The 19,470-nt window shown below is 37.5% G+C and carries 21 protein-coding genes; 1 reads left to right on the top strand and 20 read right to left on the bottom strand.

Translation table 11 applies throughout. The annotated features are described in order from the left end of the window. Nucleotides 1-10: 10 nt before the first annotated feature. Complete coding sequence (locus tag HWV59_RS07575; RefSeq protein WP_102230027.1) at nucleotides 11-742, top strand: MurR/RpiR family transcriptional regulator; 732 nt, start codon at nucleotides 11-13, stop codon at nucleotides 740-742. 656 nt (nucleotides 743-1,398) lie between these two features. Here the strand turns inward: HWV59_RS07575 and HWV59_RS07570 are convergent. From HWV59_RS07570 to HWV59_RS07475, 20 genes are all read right to left on the bottom strand, one after another. Further along, nucleotides 1,399-2,226, bottom strand: coding sequence for a hypothetical protein (locus HWV59_RS07570; protein ID WP_175638492.1), 828 nt, complete (start codon nucleotides 2,224-2,226; stop codon nucleotides 1,399-1,401). 22 nt (nucleotides 2,227-2,248) lie between these two features. After that, the gene (locus HWV59_RS07565) at nucleotides 2,249-4,666 is read right to left on the bottom strand and encodes a heavy metal translocating P-type ATPase (RefSeq protein ID WP_175638491.1); all 2,418 of its coding nucleotides are present in this window, start codon (nucleotides 4,664-4,666) and stop codon (nucleotides 2,249-2,251) included. Nucleotides 4,667-4,766: 100 nt separating this feature from the next. Beyond that, nucleotides 4,767-4,976, bottom strand: a complete 210-nt coding sequence (copZ, locus tag HWV59_RS07560) for a copper chaperone CopZ (RefSeq protein ID WP_102230025.1) — start codon at nucleotides 4,974-4,976, stop codon at nucleotides 4,767-4,769. A 142-nt stretch (nucleotides 4,977-5,118) separates the two neighbouring features. Beyond that, entirely contained in the window at nucleotides 5,119-5,424 is a 306-nt protein-coding gene (locus HWV59_RS07555) for a metal-sensing transcriptional repressor (protein ID WP_175638490.1), read from the bottom strand. A gap of 247 nt (nucleotides 5,425-5,671) precedes the next feature. Then, on the bottom strand, nucleotides 5,672-7,246 hold the full coding sequence (locus HWV59_RS07550; RefSeq protein WP_175638489.1) for a benzoate-CoA ligase family protein: 1,575 nt from the start codon (nucleotides 7,244-7,246) through the stop codon (nucleotides 5,672-5,674). A 137-nt stretch (nucleotides 7,247-7,383) separates the two neighbouring features. Next, complete coding sequence (locus HWV59_RS07545; protein ID WP_102230022.1) at nucleotides 7,384-8,181, bottom strand: enoyl-CoA hydratase/isomerase family protein; 798 nt, start codon at nucleotides 8,179-8,181, stop codon at nucleotides 7,384-7,386. A 168-nt stretch (nucleotides 8,182-8,349) separates the two neighbouring features. Next, a complete protein-coding gene (locus tag HWV59_RS07540) occupies nucleotides 8,350-9,855 on the bottom strand; it encodes an aldehyde dehydrogenase family protein (protein ID WP_235991688.1) in 1,506 nt (501 codons plus the stop codon). Nucleotides 9,856-9,869: 14 nt separating this feature from the next. Then, entirely contained in the window at nucleotides 9,870-11,069 is a 1,200-nt protein-coding gene (locus tag HWV59_RS07535) for a thiolase family protein (protein ID WP_175638488.1), read from the bottom strand. Then, a complete protein-coding gene (locus HWV59_RS07530; RefSeq protein WP_175638487.1) occupies nucleotides 11,066-11,818 on the bottom strand; it encodes a 3-hydroxyacyl-CoA dehydrogenase family protein in 753 nt (250 codons plus the stop codon). Before HWV59_RS07530 ends, HWV59_RS07535 begins: the two co-directional genes overlap by 4 nt. Continuing rightward, nucleotides 11,808-12,668 (bottom strand): 3-hydroxyacyl-CoA dehydrogenase NAD-binding domain-containing protein, encoded by an 861-nt coding sequence (locus HWV59_RS07525; RefSeq protein ID WP_175638486.1) that lies wholly within the window; start codon nucleotides 12,666-12,668, stop codon nucleotides 11,808-11,810. Before HWV59_RS07525 ends, HWV59_RS07530 begins: the two co-directional genes overlap by 11 nt. 16 nt (nucleotides 12,669-12,684) lie before the next feature. Then, nucleotides 12,685-12,849 (bottom strand): PaaD-like zinc ribbon domain-containing protein, encoded by a 165-nt coding sequence (locus tag HWV59_RS07520; RefSeq protein ID WP_175638485.1) that lies wholly within the window; start codon nucleotides 12,847-12,849, stop codon nucleotides 12,685-12,687. Then, on the bottom strand, nucleotides 12,842-13,480 hold the full coding sequence (locus tag HWV59_RS07515; protein WP_175638484.1) for a Phenylacetic acid catabolic protein: 639 nt from the start codon (nucleotides 13,478-13,480) through the stop codon (nucleotides 12,842-12,844). Before HWV59_RS07515 ends, HWV59_RS07520 begins: the two co-directional genes overlap by 8 nt. Further along, nucleotides 13,481-13,708, bottom strand: a complete 228-nt coding sequence (locus tag HWV59_RS07510; RefSeq protein ID WP_175638483.1) for a hypothetical protein — start codon at nucleotides 13,706-13,708, stop codon at nucleotides 13,481-13,483. Further along, nucleotides 13,705-14,037, bottom strand: a complete 333-nt coding sequence (locus HWV59_RS07505; protein WP_268921757.1) for a metal-sulfur cluster assembly factor — start codon at nucleotides 14,035-14,037, stop codon at nucleotides 13,705-13,707. The genes HWV59_RS07510 and HWV59_RS07505 overlap by 4 nt, the downstream gene beginning before the upstream one ends. A 3-nt stretch (nucleotides 14,038-14,040) precedes the next feature. After that, nucleotides 14,041-14,982, bottom strand: coding sequence for a Phenylacetic acid catabolic protein (locus HWV59_RS07500; protein ID WP_407941557.1), 942 nt, complete (start codon nucleotides 14,980-14,982; stop codon nucleotides 14,041-14,043). A 367-nt stretch (nucleotides 14,983-15,349) separates the two neighbouring features. Further along, on the bottom strand, nucleotides 15,350-16,327 hold the full coding sequence (locus HWV59_RS07495) for an MBL fold metallo-hydrolase (protein WP_175638482.1): 978 nt from the start codon (nucleotides 16,325-16,327) through the stop codon (nucleotides 15,350-15,352). An 83-nt stretch (nucleotides 16,328-16,410) separates the two neighbouring features. Beyond that, the gene (locus HWV59_RS07490) at nucleotides 16,411-17,190 is read right to left on the bottom strand and encodes an enoyl-CoA hydratase-related protein (protein WP_175638481.1); all 780 of its coding nucleotides are present in this window, start codon (nucleotides 17,188-17,190) and stop codon (nucleotides 16,411-16,413) included. Between the two features lie 99 nt (nucleotides 17,191-17,289). Then, the gene (locus tag HWV59_RS07485; RefSeq protein WP_102230014.1) at nucleotides 17,290-18,168 is read right to left on the bottom strand and encodes a PaaX family transcriptional regulator; all 879 of its coding nucleotides are present in this window, start codon (nucleotides 18,166-18,168) and stop codon (nucleotides 17,290-17,292) included. Nucleotides 18,169-18,232: 64 nt separating this feature from the next. Then, nucleotides 18,233-18,682: an acyl-CoA thioesterase gene (locus HWV59_RS07480; RefSeq protein ID WP_102230013.1), complete on the bottom strand. Its 450-nt coding sequence runs from the start codon at nucleotides 18,680-18,682 to the stop codon at nucleotides 18,233-18,235. Between the two features lie 10 nt (nucleotides 18,683-18,692). Continuing rightward, a complete protein-coding gene (locus HWV59_RS07475) occupies nucleotides 18,693-19,466 on the bottom strand; it encodes a CoA-transferase subunit beta (RefSeq protein WP_235991687.1) in 774 nt (257 codons plus the stop codon). Nucleotides 19,467-19,470: the final 4 nt, after the last annotated feature.

The raw sequence follows: 19,470 nt of genomic DNA, 5'->3' as shown, positions 1-19,470 counted from the left end.
AGAAAAGGATTTGTTTACGAATGAGGTAATTGCAACATTCAATGACCTTGAGATGCTGATTTATAAATATGTTATGCAACATAAAGAAAAAGTCATTTATATGCGGATAAGGGATCTTGCTGATGAGGCTCATGTTTCCACATCTACAATCATGCGATTCTGCAGGAAATTAGATTGTGAAGGTTTTTCGGAATTTAAAGTAAAACTGAAATTATCAATGGACGAAAAGAGTGACACATTGATCAAAAGCGGCCAGCATGTGGTAGCGGAGTTTTTAGAACGCACCCAAAATGAGCATTTCACTACTAAGCTCGATGATGCTGCGGACACCATATCTAAAGCAAATCATGTATATTTTATCGGAATCGGCAGTTCGGGTACTCTTGCCGAATATGGTGCTAGATACTTTTCAAGCTTAGGGACGTTTTCTACATACTTAAAAGACTGGTATACACCTATTCACGCCAACTTAAACAACAGCATCACAATTGCTTTATCCGCATCGGGAGAAAATCACTTTACCCTCTCCCACATCCATATGTTGAAAGATAAAAACAGTAAGATTCTAAGTATTACAAATAACGGACAATCTACAATAGCCAAAATTTCCGATAAAAATATATCCTACTATGTGTCTGAAGAATTTTATGAAACATCGAATATCACGACTCAAATTCCAGTTGTTTATATACTTGAGGAATTAGCAAGAAGGGTATATGAAAAGAATAGAAAGAGTCATTAACGTAAAAATTCTTTCCATAATAAAAGCTCCTTTTATAAACGTAAAGTAGGAGCTTTTTTCAAACTACCGCTTATTGAATATAATTCCCATAATTCTTCCCTAGTTTTTCGTTTAATATCTCAAATCGAACAAAACGATCTTCGCGCAAATATTCCTTTTGGTCTATGATCAAAAGCATAATAGGGGCAGTTAAAATCTAGGATTGAGAGGGTTCACACGTAATGGTTTGGAGATCAGGTTAAGCAACAGAGCTGATAAATACACGGAAAAATTCCGCTTAATTAATAATTAATAATTAATAATTAATAGTAAAAAAAGGCTGTAATAGACGGAGGGATTCCGCCTATTGGCTCGAAAGATTCGAAAATAGGAAACTTTGCTGTGCATAATCGGAAAAACTCCCCTTATTTTCTCCGAAACAAGCTCCATTCTGCATTTAACCGAAAAAACTCCGCTTATTTTACTTTCGTGATTCTTAGATAAAGGACAAAACATCTTATTTAAAAGATTACAGTGAACCATATACCTGTGAGTGAGGTTTTATATACCAATAATGATGCCAATACGATAGTCATTTCAGCACATATTATTAAAAATACACCTCAAAACAGAACGGTTTAGGATATAGTGGAAGGACATCTTTCCATTTTTTCCATTTATTCTTTTACTTCTATAACAAATGGATAAACATTGACCTGATCCCCGAACTTGAACTCTGCCCATAGCTTATAAATTCCCGGTTTATCAAACTGTGTTTCAAATACAGTCTTATCATCCGCTACCGGGTGAACATGGATATATTGCTCTCCATTTTCATCCAAAATAACAACATGGCCTAAGGCGCCTAAATATGGATCAGGCTTTGCATTCTTCACATCAAAGTTAAGGGTTATTTCTTTGTTGACTTCAAAAGACTCAGTTATTAATTCAACTGTTTGACCATTGATGGTCTTAATAAATTCCTTATCGGCTACTAGATCATTCTCCTCGTGTTCATGATTCGCTTTACCAACATGGAATTCCATAGGTGTTACAGAATATTGAAAACCTTTTGGTTTAATGTCAACAAACGCTTGATAAGAATGACCTGGTAAACTTACCTTCTGTTTGTAGATTCCATCTCCCGCTTTCTCGGGATGAAAATGGTGGTACTCTTTTAAGTCTGAACTCACGACGATGAAATGCATGTATTTTTCATGGGAAACTTCCAGTTCCGGAACATTGTTATTCTTATCTTTTAACTCAATGGTGATTTCTCCGTTAGCATAAGAAACCTTTGGTGTAACGTCGCTAATTGTGTTTACACTATGATTTTCGTCATCGTGATGACTATGATTCTTATTTTCTTCTTCCTGATCAGTAGTTTCATGGGTAAGGTGTTCTTCTGATTTTGGATTCATACTAGCGTAAACTTTGAAACCTACAATGACTACTCCAAGGTACACGATTGCTGAAATGGTCCAAATCAATATACTTTTTTTCAAACTAGGCGCCTCCTTTCTACTTTTAAGCCTTTAACTTAATTCTTTGAAGCCTTAAGGCATTAATAACAACAGATACAGAACTGAAAGCCATTGCTGCTCCGGCTAACCATGGAGCTAAGAATCCTAATGCAGCAATTGGAACACCTAAACTGTTATAAGCAAGTGCCCAGAAAAGATTTTGCTTAATATTTGTGATTGTCTTCTTACTCATATAAATTGCGTCTGCAATACTTGTTAAATCCCCGCGGATAAGCGTGATATCAGCTGCTTCCATGGCCACATCTGTACCTGTACCAATCGCCATCCCAATGTCAGCTGTAGCTAGTGCCGGGGCATCGTTTATTCCGTCTCCTACCATGGCTACTTTTTTACCAGCCTGCTGAAGCTTTTTCACTTCTTCTGCCTTGCCTTCCGGTAAAACCTCTGCAATGACGTTTTTAATTCCAACCTGTTCTGCAATTGCTTGAGCCGTTTTGGTGTTATCCCCTGTAATCATAACTACATCTAAGCCCATGCTATGCAAGCGGGAAATGGCTTCTTTAGATGTATCTTTAATGGTATCTGCAACAGCAACAATACCTGCATAGTGTCCATCAATGGCTACGAGCATCGCTGTTTTCCCTTGCTTCTCTAAATTCTCCATTTTCACTAATTCAGTTTTTACATCGATATTATGTTTCGCCATCAGCTTTCTTGTACCGATAACTAGTTCCTTACCTTGCACAGCCGCTTTTATCCCAAAACCTGGAATGGCTTCAAAGGTATCGGCTGATCCTAGTGTAATATCTTTTTCTTTAATCCCTTCAACGATTGCTTCGGCAAGTGGGTGTTCTGAGTTTCGCTCTGATGTACCAACAAGCGTAAGAAATTCTGTTTCATCGATACCTTCAGCTAAAATAACGTCAGTTAAAGATGGTTTTCCATTTGTAACTGTACCTGTTTTATCAAGAATAACAGTGTCTAATTGATGAGTTGTTTCAAGGTGCTCCCCACCTTTAAATAAAATACCAAATTCAGCTGCACGACCGGATCCAGCCATTATGGAAGTTGGTGTGGCAAGACCAAGTGCACAAGGACATGCGATAACTAATACCGCAATGAACTTTTCAAGGGCTTCGGCAAAATCTCCGGGGCTAACAGCAAAATACCATATAAGGAAGGTTACAATCGCTATACCGACTACAATAGGTACGAAAATACCTGAAATTACGTCAGCTAAACGTTGGATCGGTGCTTTTGAACCTTGGGCTTCTTCCACCACTTTAATAATTTGAGCTAAAGCCGTATCTTTCCCTACTTTTGTTGCTTTAATTTTTAGGAAGCCATTTTTATTGATCGTTGAACCAATGACATGGTCTCCTCCCTTTTTATCGACTGGAATACTTTCTCCGGTTAGCATTGATTCATCAAGCGCTGATTGTCCTTCAACAATTTCACCGTCAACCGGCACTTTTTCACCTGGTTTCACATAGACGATATCGCCTTCTAATACATCTTCAATTGGAATGATCATTTCTTGACCATTACGCATAACCGTTGCGTTTTTCGCCTGTAACCCCATTAATTTCTTAATTGCTTCTGAGGATCGGCCTTTCGCTTTTGCTTCAAATAATTTACCTAATATTATTAATGTAATAAGAACAGCACTTGTTTCATAATAGAGCTCAACCATATGTTCGTTTGAACCGATTGACATAATACTTAAATACAAACTATAAAAATAAGCAGCTGATGTACCTAATGCAACGAGTACATCCATGTTTGCACTTTTATTTCTTAACGCCTTATAAGCTCCAACATAGAATTGTCTACCTACGATAAATTGAACAGGTGTAGCTAGAGCTAGTTGGACCCAAGGATTCATAAACATATCCGGAAGCCAAATAAAGCGTGTAAATTCAAAATGACTGACCATGGCCCACAATAACGGAAATGACAAAATGACCGAGAAAAGAAACTTCCCTTGTTGCTTTTCAATTTCTTTTTGACGATGATCGACTTGTTCTCCTTCTTTTTCTTGCTTTTGTTCAAGCGAATAACCTAATTTTTTAATTGCCTCTTTCATATCAGAAATGGATACCTGATCAGGGTTATATTCCACACGAACTGTTTCTAACGCGAAGTTAACTGTTGCTTGATCAACGCCTTCTAATTTGTTTAGCCGTTTTTCAATTCTATTCGCACATGCAGCACACGTCATTCCCGTAATATCAAACTCCATTTTCTCGCTTACAACGTTATAGCCTAAAGATTGGACTTTTTCCTTAAACTTCCCTACATCCGTAATATCGGGATTATATTTTATATTCGTTTTCTCAAGGGCAAAGTTCACATTAGCCTCTTCGACCCCTTCAATTTTTTTAAGTCCTTTTTCAATTCTTGTCGCACAAGCTGCACATGTCATACCTTGGATTTGCAGTGTTGTTTCCTTTTGATTCATGTTTTCTCACTCCTCGCTACATACTACTAGGGGGTATATATTTTTGTAAAAAGTAATTGTGCCGGCTACCAGCACAATCACTCTGTATTTCTATATAAAATTAACTTTCCACATCATATCCTTGATCTTCAATTACATCTGTAATTTCTTTCATACTTACGACGTTCGAATCGAATGTTACATCAACTTTTCCTGTATCAAGATGTACCTTAACGGCTTCAACACCTTTTAACTCTCCTACATTTCCTTCAATTGAATTCACGCAATGTCCACAAGACATTCCCTCTACATTTAGTGTTACTTGTTTCATAGAAAATTCCTCCTTAACATTTCTATTATACAATACCCTAGTAAGGTATTTAATAAACAACTTTTATCAAAGAACTATCATAAATTCAATTTACCATACCCCCTGTGGGTATGTCAACAGATAGACTGCCAGCATCTTTCAATTACTGAGATTTAGAAAAACGTTTAAACACTTCCATTAATTCTGAAATGGCCTCTTCTCCATCTCCATCCCTAATCGCGTCTGATACACAATGGTGTGCATGCTTTTCCAACAATTGAAGGCCGACTTTATTCATGGCTGCGTTAATAGCCGAAATTTGGGTGAGAATATCTACACAATACCTCTCATTTTCAATCATATTTTGAATTCCTCGGACTTGGCCTTCGATTCGTTTTAAACGGGTAATCAATTGATCTTTTTCTTTTGTTGATCTATGTGTCACTTTTCCTTCTTCAGAATTAGCCATGCAATTCCCTCCCTCTTTTTCCCTTTAATATATAAAGTTAAATATACGTAACTGGGGTATAATATAATTGTACCATATAGTTAAGGAGAAAGGTAAACCCGCAGCAATTTTAAGAAAGCATCAACATAACTATTGCTATTTTATTATAAGCATAACGAGCTATCGAGTAATAAGAAAAAACGCTAGAATCTTTTTTAACTGATTCTAACGTTTTATATGTTAGGTATTATTTTCTATCATTTAAAATCTATGTTCTTAACCTAAACCTTTGTACTTTACCTGTTGCTGTTTTTGGTAATTCCTCTAAAAACTCTACTTCTCTTGGATATTTATATGGAGCCAAATTATTTTTCACATATAATTTTAGCTCACCCGCAAGTTCTTCAGAAGGTTCGACTCCTTCTTTTAAGACGATGTATGCTTTAGGATATACTAAATTATTCTCCGTTTTCTTTCCAATAACAGCAACTTCCAAAACTTTTTCATGATGATAAAGCACTGTTTCAATTTCAATTGGTGAGACCCAGATGCCACCAACCTTTAACATATCATCTGATCGACCTGAATACCAAAAGCAACCATTTTCATCACGATAATATTTATCACCGGTGTACATCCATTCACCGTAAAATTTCCGATGATTTTCCTCGATATTGCACCAATAGCCACCAGTTAAACTCTCACCTTTAATAACTAAGTCACCAACCACATTTGGACCAACCTCTTGTGAGTTATCATTAAGAATTCTTGCCTCATACCCAGGAACGACTTTTCCTGTGCTGCCACTTTTGACATCCCCAATTCGGTTCGAGAGGTATATGTGCAATGCCTCGGTTGAGCCAATTCCATCGAGTATATCTAAATTGAAGATTTCTCTCCATTTATTTATAAAGGCAGAAGGAAGCGGTTCCCCTGCAGATACACAGATTCTGACAGAAGAAAGGTCTGGAATTGAACCTGTTTTTTCTACATAGTTAATCATGGCACCATAAAGAGTTGGTACTCCGAAAAAGACGGTTGGTTTTGAGTCAATAATTTTATTAAAGATGTTTTCCGGGGTTGGTCTGTCTTTCATTAGAACGGTCGTCCCACCGGCTCCAAGCGGAAAATACATGCCATTACCTAGCCCGTAAGCAAAAAACAGCTTTGAAGCAGAAAACGTAATATCAGCTTCAGTTATGTTCAACACTTGTTTTGCAAAGTTATCAAAAGCTGCTTCCATACTTTTATGGTAGTGCATGACTCCTTTCGGGTTGCCTGTACTACCTGAACTATATAGCCAAAAGCCTGGATCTTCTGGGGTTGTATATAAAGATTGTAATTCAGAAGATGCTCGATTCGTCATTTCATGAAAATTGAAAACGTCCGTACTATGTGAAGCTTGTTTCGAAATAACAATAATATGTTTTAGAAATACAAAACGTTCACGAAACTCTTGTAAACTGTTCCAAATATCCTCATGAACGACAAGAGCCTTTGCACGACTATTATTTAACATATACTCATAATCCTGGGGCTGTAACATCGTGCTGATTGGTATAGGAACAGCTCCTATTTTCATTGTTCCAAAAAACGTTGCAATAAACTCAGGAGAATCATAAGTTAATAGAATGATCCTATTTTCTCTTTCAATATCAAGTTCCTTTAAAGCGCTTCCAAATTTATTCACCTGTATAAGAAGATCATTGTATGTTACGTGTTCATCATCACCAATAATGGCTATTTTTTCACCCAATCCTCTTCGTACATTTTCCTCAATGAACCGATTAGCTGCATTATAACGCTCCTTTAATCCCTTAAAGGTAGTTGCTGATTCGATCACATTTTTCCCCCCAAGAAAAACGATTTTATGAACTTGTTAGGCATATATTGCTTGAATACATTCTTCACATTAATCAAAAGGTAAAGTAGAGTCTTTACCTTTTGATTTAATATTCGTCTTCCAACCAGGTAATCCTTTTATTTTCCTGACCAATTAGCACCGCGTTTTTCAATAAATGCGCTCAGCCCTTCTTGAGCATCTTGTGAACGGAATAATAGATTTTGCAGCTCGCCCTCATAACGAACAGCTACATTTAATGGCATTTCTTTTCCATTCATAATGGATAGTTTAATATTTGATGCTGCATATGTTGCACTGCTTGCAATTTTCTCTGCGTATTCTAATGTTTTTGCTCTTGTTTCAGCTTGAGGGAAAACACGGTCAACCAGCTGAATATCCAGAGCTTCCTGTGGTGTTAACGTTTCACCTGTTAAATTAAGATCCAACGCTTTCGAATGGCCAACTTGACGTGCAAGACGTTGGGTTCCGCCTGTGCCGGCTAATACACCTAGTGTAATTTCCGGTAAGCCGATTTTTCCTGCTTCATCTCCCATAAAGCGTAAGTCACAAGCAAGTGCCATCTCTAATCCGCCGCCAACTGTATGTCCTTCTAAGCAGGCAATCCAAATTTGTGGAGAGCGGGCGATTTTATCAAGTGTTTCGTTACAGAATAAGCAAAATTGTGTTTTAAAGCGAGGCTCTGCAGCTTTTAAAAAGTTAATATTTGCTCCGGCTGAGAAAAACTTCGGCATATCACTCATTAACACAGCCACTTTAATATCACTATCAAAGCGGATATCGTCAATCGCAGCATTTAATTCTCTGTAATAGTCAAGATCATAAGCATTTGTTTTGTTTACATGAATGTGTACTTCAGCGATTCCATTGTTTTTTACCACCGTTAAATTTTTTGTTTTCGTTTCTGCTGTCGTCATTTTAATTCCTCCATTTTTTATTATCTTTGTAGTTAATTTAAATCTGTTTTCGCATATTTTGTTGTTCTGATGAGAAAGGTTGAAAATTAGTCCGTTCCATTGCGCTGCAGAGCTAAAATAGTGTTTTAAAAGCCACAACCTTTGTGAAAACAGCCTACTCTTAAAAAATTAAATTCCAAATAGGTTTAAAGGACGTTCTCCAGTATAAGAGACAACACTTTTTGTTTCTGTATATAAATCCAATGTCTCAACACTCAATTCTCTTCCAAACCCTGATTGCTTATAGCCGCCAAAAGGTGTTCCAGGGAATGCAGAGATTGGGTTATTTACCATCACAATTCCAGCTCGCAGTCCTGCTGCAAGTCGATGAGCTTTACCGTGATCTTTTGTCCAAACAGCTGACCCAAGTCCAAAAATCGTATCATTAGCTAATTTCAGAACTTCTTTTTCATCACTGAACTTCATTACAACAACTACAGGACCAAACACTTCCTCTTGTGCAATTCTCATATCATTTGTGACATTGCCGATGATTGTTGGCATATACCAATAACCTTTTTCAAATTCAGGCCCCTCAGGACGCTTGCCTCCATATAAAACTTCGCCACCTTCTTCGACTGCGAGCTGTACATAACCATCCACCACTTCTTCATGGCTTTTAGAAATTAATGCACCCATATGTGTTTCTTTGTTGAAAGGATCGCCTACCTTTAACAGCTTTGCCTTTTCTATGAACTTTGCTAAAAATTCATCGTAAATATTTTCATGAACAAACAGTCTTGATCGCGCTTCACAAGATTGACCGGTGTTATAAAAAATTCCATAAAGAGATCCAACAACGGCTCCATCAATATCACAGTCATCAAACACAATGTTCGGTGATTTCCCGCCTAACTCAAGAGTCACTCGTTTTAATGTCTGAGATGCCCGGGCCATGATATCCTTACCTGTTTCTGTTTCTCCAGTGAAGGCCACCTTATCGACACCCGGATGTTCTGTTAAATAAGGGCCAATTTCAGAACCGCTGCCTGTAATGACATTGACAACCCCTTCTGGTACACCAGCTTCATGGCAAATGTCAGCAAGCATATACGCGGTAATTGGTGTGTTCGAAGCTGGTTTTAAAATGACGGTACATCCTGCGGCCAGTGCAGGAGCTACTTTCCATGCCGCCATCATGAATGGATAATTCCAAGGAATAATTTGTGCGCATACACCAACAGGCTCCTTTAATGTGTAGTTAAAGAATCCATTTGGCATAGGATTTGTACGGCCTCCAAATGTTGAAATAGCTCCTGCATAAAATTCGAAATCTTCAATCGCCTGAGTAATCTGTCCTTGTGCTGCAGCAACTGTTTTACCAGTATCCAACACCTCTGCTTCAACCAATTCATTGAAACGCTTTCTCATAATGGCTGCAATATTATTCAACAACCTTGCACGCTTTGTATGAGTTTGTCTTGGCCATTTTCCTGTCTCAAATGCATTTCTTGCCGCTTCAACTGTCCGATCAACATCATCTTTTGTTGCTTTGGCAACCTTTGCTAACACCTCACCGGTTGCAGGATTAATTGTTTCGAAAAAATGATTGTTACTACTATTTGAGTAGTCGCCGTTAATGTATAATTGGTACGTTTCTTTTATCACGCCGGTTTGATTGCTTACATTTAACACTTCGCTCACTCTCCTTAAACTTTTTCAATAATTGTAGAAATTCCCTGACCTACCCCGATACACATTGTCGCTAATCCATAGCGGACATCCCGCTTTTGCATTTCATGAACAAGAGTCGTTACGATTCGGGCCCCGCTACATCCAAGAGGGTGTCCTAAAGCAATGGCTCCACCATTCACATTGACCTTTTCCATTGGAAGACCAAGCTCTTTGATACATGCAACAGATTGTGCTGCAAAAGCCTCATTAATTTCGATGAGATCAAGGTCATTGATTGTAAGGTTTGCTCTTTTTAATGCCTTTAGTGTTGCGGGGATCGGACCAATCCCCATATAGCCGGGATCTACACCACTTACAGCGGAAGTAACAATTTTTGCAATTGGTTTTAAGCCGAGCTGCTGAGCGGTCTCTTTTTCCATGATTAATAACGCACTTGCCCCATCATTAATTCCTGAAGAGTTGCCCGCAGTTACCGTTCCTCCTTCTCTGAAAACAGGCCGGAGTTTAGATAGCGCTTCCATTGTTGTGTCAGGTCTTACATGTTCATCTGTATCAAACGAAACAGTATCACCTTTCTTTTGAGAAATCTCCATTGGAACAATTTCTTCTTTAAATCTGCCTGTTTTGATAGCTTGTTCTGCTTTCTTTTGACTAAGAAAAGCTAATTCATCTTGTTCTTCTCTTGAAATCCGGTATTTTTCAGCTACATTTTCTGCTGTTTCTCCTAGACTAATAGGAGGGTACATTTCTGCAAGCTTAGGATTAACAAGGCGCCAGCCTATTGTTGTATCATGTAATGTTTGATTTCCGCGTGGATTTGTTATATGCGGCTTCATCATGACATACGGAGCTCTAGTCATACTTTCTGTTCCACCAGCGATAAATACTTGACCAAGACCTGCTTTAATGGCTGCTGATGCTTGGTTAATAGCATCAAGTCCAGAACCACACAAACGATTGACAGTTACACCTGACACTGTTTCAGGTACTCCTGCTAATAGCAAACCCATCCTGGCAACATTTCGATTGTCTTCACCACCTTGGTTTGCACATCCAAAATAAACATCTTCAATGAGATCTTTATCAATTGAGATTCGATTGAGCAATTCTTTTATGACATGTGCCGCAAGATCATCTGGCCTGACACTTGTTAAAGCGCCGTTCACCTTACCGATAGGTGTTCGAACAGCATCAATGATGACGGCTTCTTTCATAGTGAAAACTCCTTTATATTACGATTTTGATAGTGATAAAAACACTTATCTTTTTCACCGCCAATCCACCCTGCATAAACAAGCTTTTTCATAAGAGGTGCAGGTCGGTACCGCTCTTCCCCATACTGTTTATATAAACCTGCTAAAACAGCGTATACATCATCTAACCCGATCTTCTCACACCATTCAAAAGGACCTAACGGATAATTTGTGCCCTTTTTCATCGCTTGGTCAATATCATAAGCAGATGCTGTACCTTCGGTTAATGCAAAAGCAGCTTCATTAATAATGAGTGACAGAATGCGCGGAAATACTAATCCAACTTCATCCTCCACAACTTCTGTCTCTATACCTAGTAATTGAAACATTGATTGTACATTTTGGAGATAACGTAAATCAGCCTGTAGGGGAAGTGCCACTTCAACAAGGTCATGCTCATAAAAGTCAGCAAAAGCAGCAAACCCTACAAGTCTATCAGGTTGTTGCAGCCATGAAGCTGCTTCTGTTGCAGATACGTGAAGAATGGATGATAGGATACATGTGTCAGGCGATACGATCGACTCTATTTGTTGTAAATTTCTTTTCTTTTCCTCTAAATGAAGATTCGTTGTTTCAATGACGAGATCAGCTTGCTCCAACAACGAAAACTCATTAAAAGGAATACTTCCCTTCACTTTTTTCTCAAGAACTCCTACCACTCTCTTAGCTAGTAAATTTTCACCTATAACGGCTATAGTTTTATTCATCATAATGAAAGTATCCTCCATTAGACTTCCGCCCCAAGCTTCCAGCTTGAACCATTCGCTCCTGGTAAAAATGCGGTCTAAATCGACTTTCTCCATGAAAACCGGCATGAACTGATTTCGTTGTGGCAAGATTCACATCAATACCTATTAAGTCCTGTAATTGGAATGGACCCATTTTAAACTTTCCTGCCCGTTTCATAATGCGATCGATTTGCTCAACATCAGCAACTTGATCATTCATAATTCTTAGTGCTTCATTATAAAAAGGGCGAGCAACCCGGTTCACGATAAATCCCGGAGTGTCCTTACAAACTACAGGAGTTTTATTAATGTTTTTCGCAAATTCTACTAATCTCTCTACTGTTTTCGGCTCTGTTTTTAATCCTTTTATTACCTCTACTAAGGGCATCAATGGAGCTGGATTAAAAAAGTGAAGGCCTATGACCCGCTCAGGATGTAACATATGACCGGAAATTTCTGTAATTGAAAAAGATGATGTATTTGTAGCTAAAATTGTATCTTGTGAACAAATTTCTTCGAGTTGTGTAAATAGAGATCGTTTAATCTCAATTTTTTCAGGGGCTGCCTCTATTACTAATTGACAATGGTTAAAATCCTGCAGGTCTGTTGTTATGTCTAGGAGGTTGATGCTGGAGGTCATTTCTTTATCTGTTAGTTTCTTCTTTTCAACTAAGCGATTTAACTTTGCTTCAATAGTTGTTTTTGCCTTTTGCAAAAAATCATACTGAAGATCGTATAGGATTGTTTTGTAGCCATGTTGAATCATTAGCTGTGCTATACCGGCACCCATTGTTCCAGATCCGACTACACCAATTTGTTTTATTTGCCCCATTGTTAGTCGACACCTTTCATTCTTTCGTTTCAGAGTCCTGCCAACGAATGTATTCGAAAACACAACGACAATTGTTGCAATAATACTGTCTCACTAACTGAGCTGTCCCAAATGATGAAAGCTTATCTACCTTGTTTGATGAACAAAATGCGCATTTTACTTCAGAACGTTGATCAAGCATTGGAAACAGCTCCAACATTCAGTAATTCATTGACAATTTCTTTACACTTAGAAACTAAGTTTTCATTTTTATTTATAATATTTTGCGAGAGTAAGAGATGGTCTGACTCTATTGTCTTCAACCACTCAACAACTTCAATCATCACCTTCTCTAAAGAGATCTTAAAATGTCCAGGTATAGATCCCTTATCATTTAGTAACTGTTTACACCAAACTTTCGAATAAACCAGATGCTCATTTTGCTCTTTTAGCATTTTGCTGAAAGGATGATTAATATCGGTATTTCCACTTTCGATAATTGCTCGCATGACTAAATCTGTCGCTACATTTACCGCATAAAGACCGGCAATGAGTTCAATCCAATTATTTATTTCTACATTTCGACTAAATGCCTTTCCTGTTTGATCTTTAATTTCAATTTTACTGCCGTTTACACCCTTTAAATCATTCGCCCATCTGTAAATTAATCGGGAGTGACCTAATTCCTGCTGAGCCATTGCAATGGCCGATAGTGTTGCTTCCAGTGTTGGTCCGCTTACACCAATTTCAACAAGACGATCACCTAAAATATATTTATTATCTGCTATCGTTTCAGCGAGAGTTATTAATGAGCTGTAATTGTTCTCTGCCATTTAGTTCACCCCTTCCTTTTTAAATAATGGTTCGGGACTACGTAAGCAAATCAACGACTCTTTTGGCACGACATGCATTTCCACCCAATCTTCTTCATCATAAATATGTTCGGCATAAATTTTGGCTAAGTCGTCACATGTTGCTTTAAAAGACCCAACTTGAATCAAATCGTCTCCACGCTTAATTCGGGTAAAAAGTAAGTAGTCAATCTGTTTCAATTCTGTCATGAACTTACCCCCCAATGCTTTAACATCTTCTTTCCTTCTTCACTAAGGTTGTTAACCGTCCAAGGCGGATCCCATACAACCTGAATATTTACATCATTAATTTCTTCTTCCTTAAGCAAGCGCTCTTTGATATCGCTTTCAATCCACTGCATACAAGCGCATCCTGTTGACGTATATGTCATCCGAACTTCTAATTGATTTTTATTTTTCATAATTTCATAGATTAACCCCATATCTACGACGCTGATTGGAAATTCAGGATCCATTACTTCCTTGAGGGCATTCCAATATTTTGCTGTTGCTTGTGCATTGATTGTTGTTTCGTTCAACACTTATACCACCTCTTCTCTCATTTCTTGTAACTCCCTGGCACCCTTTTGAATTCTATGAACAAATTCTTCATTCTGCGGTCCGCGGGCTTTAAAGCGTTGAATTACGTTTTCCCATGTATCAGGTTGATCAAATAACCATTTTTTATTTTCTACATCGAACTTACATGGGAATGGTACATCTAAAACATATTTACCTTGTTCTTCATCATAGTGAGCTGGAACTTTTACACCAATTGACTCACAGAATGGAACAGCCGTTGATAACCACCTTTGACGAAGTTCATCATTTGTTCTCCCTTTTAACCTGTAATCAAGTTGTGCCGAACGGCTTTTCAGCCCATCTGCCACACCAAAAAACTCGAGAGCCATTAAGAACATCCAATCAACAGCTTCCTGAACCTGCTTAGCTGTTTCCGGCTTTTTCATTCCAGCTTTCATAATGATTTCACCATTTCTTAAATGAAACAATTCTTCTTTATCTACTTTAACTAAGGCACGTTTCCATGGTCCGTATGATGTATGCTCATGCGCATCACCGAGCAATGTATATCCGGCGCGGTCAAATAGCCCATTAAAAACACCTAATTCAATCCAATTGTCTAATTTATAATCAAATGCATAAGGATTCTTCCACCGATTCGGCTGTCTCTCATACAATAGACTGTTAACGTCTTCACCTAGATCCTCTAATAATCTGAAAGCAATATGAGCATGCCCAATTTCATCCTGCATAATTGCTAGAGCGGTAATTTTATAGTTTAAGTTCGGTGCTTGATTATAGACAGTTAAGAGTGGAGGCACACTTAGAAGTTCAGTATCTCCTACAATCGTCAATGTTTGCTTTAATGCTTTTAAATACTCCTCGTTCATATCTTCAATATTTTCTACCTTAAAGCCATTTTGGACTTTCTCTAATAGAATCTCGGTTTGATTCACACTCATTGTTACACCTCATCTTTATTATGTTTTTTATTTCTTCGTCTATATTTAATAATATAAATCATTCGCAATAGTCTGTCAATGAATTTATTATGTTTTATTTACGAACGTACAAAATATGATACAAAACAAAAAACACATGAATTCTGGGTAGAGAATTCATGTGTTTTGATACTTTGTTCGTTTCATTGCGCTGCAGACTCTCGCTTTCCGCGGGGAGGAAGCTGAGCCTCCTCGGCTTTGCCTGCGGGGTCTCAGCCTTTCCTCACTTCCCGCAGGAGTCGAGTGTCTTCCGCTTCATTCCACTATAGAGGTTAAAAATAGTATCTTTAGAAACAATCATTCCGAAACAGTCACTAAATAAAATCCATTATTGATGTGAAACATTTATTTTTTCATGATAAATGATGGGTCTTGTACCTTGACATTCAATTCGATTTTCTTGTTCCAGGTAATTTAAATGGGCAATTGTTTCCGCTATAGCAAATCGCCATTGGTGTGGAGTTAAGTTTTTATGTGAGAAGAGAATTTCTGCGATTTCAAATGCCGTTTTTCCTCGGGCCAAATTTTCTATTTTGGCTAATCGCTCATGATGATGGGCGATTAGTTCATCAATTCGATCGTTTACGTTTTCAATTGACACATTGTGTGCAGTGTAGGCTGTTTTGATGGATAATGTTTTCAGCATTTTTAACGACTCCATATAATCGTGTAATGGTTTTTGGCTTGCTCCCGGCCACACGCTTATGTTCGGAGTAATTTTATCCAAAATCATATCTCCAGAAATCATCGTTTTATCATTTTCTTGGTAAAAACATATATGACCACTGCTGTGTCCAGGGGTATGAATAACCTTCCAATCCTTATGACCAAATTGAACTTCCAAACCAATTTTTTTAAATTTTGGCAATGGCAAAACACTTTTTCTGAGCTTTTCCATATGCATAATAATCTTTTCACTTAGTTGTTCAGGTACACCATGTTTAAGGATCATTTCTTTTAATTTTACGGTTTGAACACTGTTTTCGCCAAATACTCTTTCCATCATTTCAGTATCAATTTCATGCATATAAACATCCGCACCTGTTAATTCCTGCATCCATCCGGCCAAACCTGTATGGTCAGGATGAAAATGTGTTAAATAAATCGTCTTTATATCTGAAAATTGTATAGTTAAAAATTCAAAGACCTTTGCCCATGTTTCTCTTGCTTCACTGTAGTTTAATCCAACATCTATCAAGGTATATCCATCATTTTGTTTAAATAGATAGCAGTAAACATACTTCATTGGAAAAGGAACTGGAATTCCGATTCGATAGCCGTCATATTTTATCTTTTCAATATTCACCGTTACACCCCCAATAAAACACAGATATTTTGTTCAATATCCCAGCACTAAATGACAACGCTTACTTACTAGATTTTTTGATATTATTCTCCTTTAAAGTTCGGTGGACGCTTTTCTCTAAAAGCCTCTAAAGCTTCTATTCTATCTTTGGATGGAATAATGACTTCATATGCTTTCGATTCAATCGCAAGACCTGTATGCATATCAACACTTGATCCATAATTGATCGCATATTTCGCTTGAGTAACAGCAAGAGGGCCATTTTGCATGATTTCTTCTGCAAGTGAAATGGCACTGCTTGATAACTCATCCATTCGATCAACAACTTTATTAAGTATTCCTAATTCAAAAGCCTGTTGTGCATCAATTTTTCTCGCTGTAAGAATAAGCTCCTTTGCTTTTGATGTACCTATTAAACGGCTTAATCGCTGGGTTCCGCCTGCACCTGGAATAATTCCCCAACTAACTTCTGTTAAACCGATTTTAGCTGTTTTGATAGCATAGCGGAAATCACATACAAGTGCAAGCTCGAAACCGCCCCCAAGTGCATACCCATTTATTGCTGCAATCGTTGGCTGTGGTAATTCTTCAATCATTGAGAAAACATCACGAATTTTGTTCACATTTCTTCTTACTTCTTTTTCGGTTAAAGTACGTCTTTCCTTTAAATCAGCTCCGGCACTAAATGCTTTTTCACCTTTTCCAGTGAATATAACAACCCGGATTTCCTTATTAAGTTTAATGTCTTCTACAATGTTTTCAAGTTCTAAAAGTGTTTCATAATCAAAACAATTCAACTGCTCTTCACGATTAATCGTAACAAATGCAAGGTGATTCCTAACTTCCATTAATACTTTACTCATGAATATCCCTCACTTCTATCGAGAACTATTAATACATTATAGAAACTTGATGAACCTGGGGAATTGGGTGTAGTAGAGTGAGACAGAAAAGAATATTACCTATACACGAACATCTCTAAATGGATTTATCGCTTTATCACGCTTTGCCTGGACATCACGATCAGGTGCAGCTTCATAAAGAGTTTCAAAGAAGCGGACAGCCGGAATAGAAATTAGTTGATGAATATTCCAAAATAATTCCCTTGCCTTTGCACCAGACCATTTATCAGGTAGTAAATCACGAGGAAAACCAGGATCCTGAAAAAGAAACTTCCGATATTCATGGACAAGTTGTGTTCTTTCAATAAAACATTCTACATCTGAAATGCTGTTATTTAGTGCTTTTTCACATAGAGTTTCATAGATAGGGGTATATTTGTTGATAAAAATATCATATTCACTTGAGATTGCTTCAAGATCCCAACCTTTATCAATAATACTTTGGTTGTCATGTGAAACAATTGAAGAAGCACTGAATAAAAAGGCATTCTCTTCAATCTCGTACGTTTGAATCAGTTCTAATACTTGATCTTCCAATGCATTAGGACTAACCCATGTACTGTTTGAAATGGCTCCAAACCCTGTCCAGTTCAATTCTTTTCTAATTTCATTACGAAGTTCCCGCTTTTCCTCTGGAAACGAATAGGTTAAAATTCTCCACATACCATCCCATGTCTCACTTTGCGTGGTATAAACCCTTTTTACCCCATCTTCCATTCTACGATTTCCTTGATCTGATAATGAATAATAGCTTTTATTTCCTATCTTTCTAACAGTTAATAAATTTTTTTGAACCATTCGTAAAATAGCGCCTCTTACAGAAGATTCTGAAACTCCAAAATGGCTCATCATCTGTATTAAGCTTCCAACCCAAATTTCTCCTCCATAATATTCAATGTATTCTCCGTATAATGTAAACATCAAAGACCTTGGCTTCAACTTCTTCACCATCCAAATTGATTATGTTATGTTCATATGAGACATTATAGAGGATTGTTTGCGATTATGCATTAAATACAGTTCTATCAGCCATGTCTTTTGTATGCGTATTTTCTTGTAAAATGTTTTTCACCTCTAAAGGAATGGGGACAGCTTTTATTTGTTGATCTTGTTGGCTTACCCAGCCTCTCAATTCATATCCGTGACCAGTTCTTACATTCCCTTTAAAGACTTGATGACTTAATTTAATTGTTTTATTGTTTATCTCCTGTACTTCTGTATGAATGGTCATAATATCTTCATATAATAAAGGTTTTTCAAAACTGCATCTTGCGTCTAAAAGTGGAAGAATAATATTTCTCTCCTTCTCAAGCTTTTGTGGAGATAAATTACAGCTTCGAAAGAATTGATGACCTGCTATATCAAACCATTTAAAATAATTTGGATAATAGACAATACCAGCTTTGTCGGTATCTCCCCAGTTGACCATAATGTTTATTTCATTTGAACGCAAAGTATCCCCCCTATTTCTTTCCAGTCCAAAATCCTTCAGGATCAATCTCCCGTATAACACGAAGCTCTTCTTCAGAAGGCGGAGCTGTTTCGATTAAATTAGATGATACTTTTAACTCCCAACCTGTATTTTCCTTTACATCCTCAACAGTAATACCCGGATGCACACTACTTAATTCCAATTCCTTTGTAACAGGATCCGGCCTCATAAGTCCAAGCGTAGTAATTAGTGCACCAATACCACCCCGTGGAAGACCTTGTTCCTCTCTCCAATTTCCTCCACTTCCATATCCAGGAGAAGTAATATAATCAACACCCTCTCTAAATCTTCTTTTCTCATGATTCATAATGACAAGAAGTCTTTTTGAAAGTGAAGCAATATCTGCTGCTCCTCCGCTTCCCGGGAGTTTTATTTTTGGATTTTTATAATCACCTATATATGAGGTGTTTACATTACCATACTTATCTATTTCAGCCCCACCGATAAAACCACAATCAACATTGCCTTGCTGCATTAAAAACATTAAGTGATTTGTTGATGTACACCATTGAGCACCAATCACATTAGGAGTATCTCCCATGGTATAAAGTAATGTTTTAGAAGGCTCATCACGGACAATACCACATTCATAAAATCCAACCGAATTTGGTGCATGCAGCTTTTTCGCCACTGCAAAGGCAAGCATCGGTAAACGCATGCCAACAAACACAACTTCCTCGTCTTTTATTTCTCTTGCCGCAGCAACTACCATTAACTCTTCTGTTGTAAAGTTCAACTTCTTCACTCCC

Origin of the sequence: Metabacillus schmidteae, assembly GCF_903166545.1 — a bacterium.
GTDB classification, from domain to species: domain Bacteria; phylum Bacillota; class Bacilli; order Bacillales; family Bacillaceae; genus Metabacillus; species Metabacillus schmidteae.
This window is presented reverse-complemented; position numbering and strand designations above follow the sequence as displayed.

What these genes read in the sequence shown, in the direction of transcription:
- HWV59_RS07515 (WP_175638484.1), bottom strand. Translation starts at nt 13,480, where the DNA reads ATGGCAGAGAACAATTACAGCTCATTAATAACTCTCGCTGAAACGATA.
- HWV59_RS07545 (WP_102230022.1), bottom strand. Translation starts at nt 8,181, where the DNA reads ATGACGACAGCAGAAACGAAAACAAAAAATTTAACGGTGGTAAAAAAC.
- HWV59_RS07490 (WP_175638481.1), bottom strand. Translation starts at nt 17,190, where the DNA reads ATGAGTAAAGTATTAATGGAAGTTAGGAATCACCTTGCATTTGTTACG.
- HWV59_RS07555 (WP_175638490.1), bottom strand. Translation starts at nt 5,424, where the DNA reads ATGGCTAATTCTGAAGAAGGAAAAGTGACACATAGATCAACAAAAGAA.
- HWV59_RS07510 (WP_175638483.1), bottom strand. Translation starts at nt 13,708, where the DNA reads ATGACAGAATTGAAACAGATTGACTACTTACTTTTTACCCGAATTAAG.
- HWV59_RS07520 (WP_175638485.1), bottom strand. Translation starts at nt 12,849, where the DNA reads ATGCTTGATCAACGTTCTGAAGTAAAATGCGCATTTTGTTCATCAAAC.
- HWV59_RS07500 (WP_407941557.1), bottom strand. Translation starts at nt 14,982, where the DNA reads ATGAGTGTGAATCAAACCGAGATTCTATTAGAGAAAGTCCAAAATGGC.
- copZ (WP_102230025.1), bottom strand. Translation starts at nt 4,976, where the DNA reads ATGAAACAAGTAACACTAAATGTAGAGGGAATGTCTTGTGGACATTGC.
- HWV59_RS07565 (WP_175638491.1), bottom strand. Translation starts at nt 4,666, where the DNA reads ATGAATCAAAAGGAAACAACACTGCAAATCCAAGGTATGACATGTGCA.
- HWV59_RS07530 (WP_175638487.1), bottom strand. Translation starts at nt 11,818, where the DNA reads ATGATGAATAAAACTATAGCCGTTATAGGTGAAAATTTACTAGCTAAG.
- HWV59_RS07525 (WP_175638486.1), bottom strand. Translation starts at nt 12,668, where the DNA reads ATGGGGCAAATAAAACAAATTGGTGTAGTCGGATCTGGAACAATGGGT.
- HWV59_RS07535 (WP_175638488.1), bottom strand. Translation starts at nt 11,069, where the DNA reads ATGAAAGAAGCCGTCATCATTGATGCTGTTCGAACACCTATCGGTAAG.